At 59.0% G+C, this 4072-nt stretch carries 5 protein-coding genes and 1 tRNA gene; 1 reads left to right on the forward strand and 5 read right to left on the reverse strand.

Annotation, left to right across the window (positions count from 1 at the left end):
* The 3 genes from JJE47_10745 to JJE47_10755 all read right to left on the reverse strand — a co-directional run.
* Positions 1-405 (reverse strand): dCTP deaminase (locus tag JJE47_10745; protein ID MBK5267899.1); only part of this gene is annotated, 405 nt, incomplete at its 3' end.
* 48 nt (positions 406-453) lie between these two features.
* Positions 454-1560, reverse strand: a complete 1107-nt coding sequence (locus JJE47_10750; protein ID MBK5267900.1) for a PAS domain-containing sensor histidine kinase — start codon at positions 1558-1560, stop codon at positions 454-456.
* A gap of 37 nt (positions 1561-1597) precedes the next feature.
* Positions 1598-1978: a response regulator gene (locus tag JJE47_10755; GenBank protein MBK5267901.1), complete on the reverse strand. Its 381-nt coding sequence runs from the start codon at positions 1976-1978 to the stop codon at positions 1598-1600.
* Between the two features lie 417 nt (positions 1979-2395).
* Between JJE47_10755 and JJE47_10760 the strand changes: the two genes are divergently transcribed.
* Entirely contained in the window at positions 2396-2974 is a 579-nt protein-coding gene (locus JJE47_10760; GenBank protein ID MBK5267902.1) for a hypothetical protein, read from the forward strand.
* A 41-nt stretch (positions 2975-3015) separates the two neighbouring features.
* Here the strand turns inward: JJE47_10760 and JJE47_10765 are convergent, their stop codons facing one another.
* The gene (locus JJE47_10765) at positions 3016-3645 is read right to left on the reverse strand and encodes a response regulator (GenBank protein ID MBK5267903.1); all 630 of its coding nucleotides are present in this window, start codon (positions 3643-3645) and stop codon (positions 3016-3018) included.
* A 256-nt stretch (positions 3646-3901) separates the two neighbouring features.
* A tRNA-Gly gene (locus tag JJE47_10770) sits at positions 3902-3972 on the reverse strand.
* Positions 3973-4072: the final 100 nt, after the last annotated feature.

Here is a 4072-nt window from a genome sequence, read left to right on the forward strand (position 1 = left end):
GTTGGCTACGTTGGAGAGTTCCAGGGTCAGATAGCCGTCGAACCCGGGGTCAACGAAGCCTGCGGTGGAATGAATAAGCAGACCGAGGCGACCCAATGACGACTTTCCCTCCAAGCGGGCGACCACATCATCGCCGAGACGGACCCGCTCGAGGGTCGAGCCGAGCACGAACTCGCCGGGATGCAGCACGAACGGTTCGTCGCCGGCGACCTCGACGATTGTTGTCAGGTCTTCCTGGCGGCTACGAGGGTCGATGTGCGGATACTTGTGGTTTTGGAACACCCGGAAGTAGCGATCAACCCGAAGATCGATGCTCGAAGGCTGGACCATTGATTCGTCGTACGGTTCGATCGAGACCCGTCCGTCGGCGATGGCTTCTTTGATGGTTCGGTCAGAAAAGATCACGAGTCGAGATAGTAGTTGGCTGAAGTCGGCTTCGTGATCATGTCGTCCCTATCTTCGGTGATAGTCATCGAGGTCGGACTTCGGAATGACGATTCGGAACGAAGCCCCATATTCGCCGGGGCTCTGAGCGGTAATGACCCACCCGTGGGCGCGACAGACGCGACGACAGATCGCCAACCCGATGCCGTTGCCCTCAAATTCAGACTTGTTATGGGCCCGGTACAGCATTTCGAATACTTGTTCGGAGTCTCTTTCGGGAAAGCCGACCCCGTTGTCCGAAAAGACGATTACGTGGTCGCCACCGAGGTCTGGCTCGGCTCGTGAGGTCACGGTGAGCACGCCAGAAACGTCCCGGCGACGGAACTTCACGGCATTACTCACCAGGTTCTGAAACAACTGTTCGATGGCGACCGCATCAACCGATACGGTCGGATAGGTGCCTCCTACGCGGATCTCATAGCCTGCTTCTTCCAGATCATGAGCGCACTGCGTGCAGACTCGCTGGAGAAGCTGTCGCAGATTGGCCGGCTTCACGGCATCGAGTCCCTCGTCAACCCTGGCGAACTGGAGAAGGCTGTCGACGATTTCTTCCATCTGGCTCCCCGAAGTATGTATCCGGTGAACAAACCCGCGTGAAGATTCACTCAGGGTTGGGTCGTTGTCGAGAAGTTGGGCAAACATCCGAACCCGACGTGCCGGAGCCTTCAGGTCGTGTGCAGCCATCGAGGCGAATTGGTCGAGTTGTCGGTTGCTGTCTTCGAGTTGGCGGTTCAGTCGGGCGAGTTGATAGGCGGCGGCCGAGTTGTCGGCCACATCGCCAAGCAGGAGCCACGTCACGTGTTGTTGGCGAGGTTCGTTGAAGACGCGATGCCCGGAAATGTGCACCAACCGACTGCCTGGCGAACCGTGGACGGTGGCGTCATAGCTTTCGACGGTGCCGGTTGACCGAATCGAGTCGACCAGTCGATCCAGCTCGTCACCGCGCAGGATATCGGAATCGAATACATTCCAGGTTGGGTCGAGGCAAGCCGGGCCGAGAATCTTCACCGCAGCCGGGTTGGTGTCAAGGCAGGTCCCGTGATCGTCGACAAGTAGGGCGGCCACGGGCATCGCCTCGAAGAGTTGATGATAGGCGTTTGTATCGATCGCGCTCATCAGGCCTTTCATGTTGTACGGCGCCCGGAGGGCCGCGCTATTGTAAACGGGCCGCCATCGCCGCCTCGATCTCCCGGTCAAGAAGTCTGGAGTCGATATCGGCCTTTGAGATGATCGTGTGCACACCCACGGCCAGGGCGGCCGACGCGATATCGCTTGCGGGAACTCCGCTAATCACGATGAAGGTAAGGTCCGAATACTCGGATCGGGCCCGGCCGACGAATTCCAGACCGTTCATCCCTGGCATGTCGAAGTCGACCAAACATATATCCGGCAGTCCTTGGCTGAGAGCGTCAAGTGCCTTGAACCCGTCCGTAGCCTGGGTCACCTGGTAGTCGCCTGCCTGGTTGAGTAGGGCGGAAAGGATCATCAGGTCGGTCGGTGAATCATCGACGATGAGCACCTTGACGAAACTCACACCCACACCTTCCGTTCCTCAACTGGCTCCAAGTAAAACGTTAGTACGCAAGGTTTAGGACCGTATATCGGGAACCACAGTCTGACGCCCAGTGGTACTCATGATCGATAGTGTGTCAAGTTTTGGCGGACTTTGTCCGATATCTGCGAACATGACGGATTTGGCAGTGGCGGCTCGGGCGAAGCGATTGAACCTCAGCATTCGGGGTGGCGTCGCGGTGATCGTCACCCAACCTACCGCGACAACCTGGGCCGTTTCCACCCTGGCATCCGCCACCGAACTGGCGAACAGGGAGCATCCCCGCACCGCTCATGCCGCGTTGCCGGCCGTTGGTGTCCAAACACTATCTATGCAAACTCTGCCAATCGGCCGATCCTCGTCGGGCGCGGTCACTGGCCCATCCGGCTGGAGGTCTTGATGAACAAGCTGCAACTCTTTGACGCGAACGAGGCCCGTCGCGCGACGATTACCCCCCAGGTGATCCGAGACCTTGCCTCGTACGTGCAGGGCATCGACGCCGCCGTTGGGGCACGAGTAACGACCACCAGTGACGCGGTGACATGCATGAAGTTTCTGGATCCGGCCTCCAAGGGATTCCTCATTGTTCCCGACGGCAAACTGGGTCCCGCCAAGGGTGACCACTCACCGTTTCGAACCGTCCGGGCCGTCGACAGTGACGAAGGGGTGTATCAAACGCGCCGGACCCTCGAGCGGGCTCATCGGCAAGGAGAAGGTACCTGTCTGATAGTCAATAGCCTGACGCCGATCCCCAATATCCTTCGGCAGCTCCACATGAGCCACGAGTACGTGCTGGTGGCTTGGGAACCCGATCGCGCCAAGCAATTCACCCTCGGCCTGGTGAAGACCGCTTGGGAGAACGCTTCGACCGTGATCGCGGACCAGGTACGCGGCGCAACCCAGGCGCGCGAGGTTTTGATGGAAGGCGTGTCGCTAGGCATCGTGCAACGCGACTCAGCCTTGCGTCGGTCGAGTTAGTTCTGAAGCTGTCGTAGCGGTCGATTCGGCGACCGGTCGATTCAGCGACCGTCCGAGATGTCCCGGGCCGCGATGTCAAGAGCCCGATCTCGTAAATCGGCTCGGAGGCGTTCGACCTCTTCGAGGAATCCCGGTTCGTCCATCCGCCGATGAACGGTTCGTTCGCTGATTCCAGCTGCGGCGGCCGCTTCTCGAACCGTGGAGCCCTTGGCAAGGGCCAAATGAAGGGCAAGGTCTCCTTTGCGAGGTGTCCAGGTCGGCTTTTCGTCGGGGGTTCTGGTCGCACCTTTGGATGTGCTGGCGGCGTATCGAACCATCCGTGCAAGCGGCTCAGGTTCCAGTTCTTGTTTGGGGATGTATCCGGCTGCCCCGGCTTCGAGAGCCTGGTCGTCGATTGATGAGCTACCGAAGCCGGTAACCAGCACGAACGAACCAACAAATCCCTGAGCACGACTGGCTTTGATGAGATCAAATCCAGTGTGAGTTCCCAGTCGGTGGTCGACCACGGCTACGTCAAACTGAGCACCGTGAAGCTTGCTGAGGGCGTCCTCATAGGAACTCGCCGGATTGATCTCCAACGGAACTGTCGTCCCGGCTTCCAGGAGGGCTGAAATCATCTGAAGGTCTTCTGTGTCGTCGTCGACGACCATAACCCTTATCGTGTCTGCCACTTCACCACGTTCTACTCGTAACGCGTACGGAATCCCCCCGCACCGGCACTCTAGTCGGAATCCGGTGACATCCCTAGGTTTATGCAATTGCGGCACCCGGTTCTATACAATCGATTCGAGGCTCTGGGCCATGGCAGCATGAGGGTTTCCGCACTGGTGGTCGAGCCCCCGGCCCGGGCAGGGTAAGCGACGATGCTGTGAGTACCGGACAGCGGCTTGAGATCGAACCGGGCGAGTTGTCGCCTGAGTTGCTCAGAGCGGGTGACGGGAATCGAACCCGCGTATCGAGCTTGGGAAGCTCGTGTTCTGCCACTGAACTACACCCGCATTTGTGTCATCAAGGATAGTCGTAGTCGCGGCGCGCACGGCGGCTACGACTGAATAAGCGAGAGGATTCCCCAAATGGTCATAATCGTTCCGACGACGA

It is taken from the genome of Acidimicrobiia bacterium (assembly GCA_016650365.1).
Lineage (GTDB): Bacteria > Actinomycetota > Acidimicrobiia > Spongiisociales > JAENVV01 > JAENVV01.

What these genes read in the sequence shown, in the direction of transcription:
- JJE47_10750 (MBK5267900.1), bottom strand. Translation starts at nt 1,560, where the DNA reads ATGAGCGCGATCGATACAAACGCCTATCATCAACTCTTCGAGGCGATG.
- JJE47_10760 (MBK5267902.1), top strand. Translation starts at nt 2,396, where the DNA reads ATGAACAAGCTGCAACTCTTTGACGCGAACGAGGCCCGTCGCGCGACG.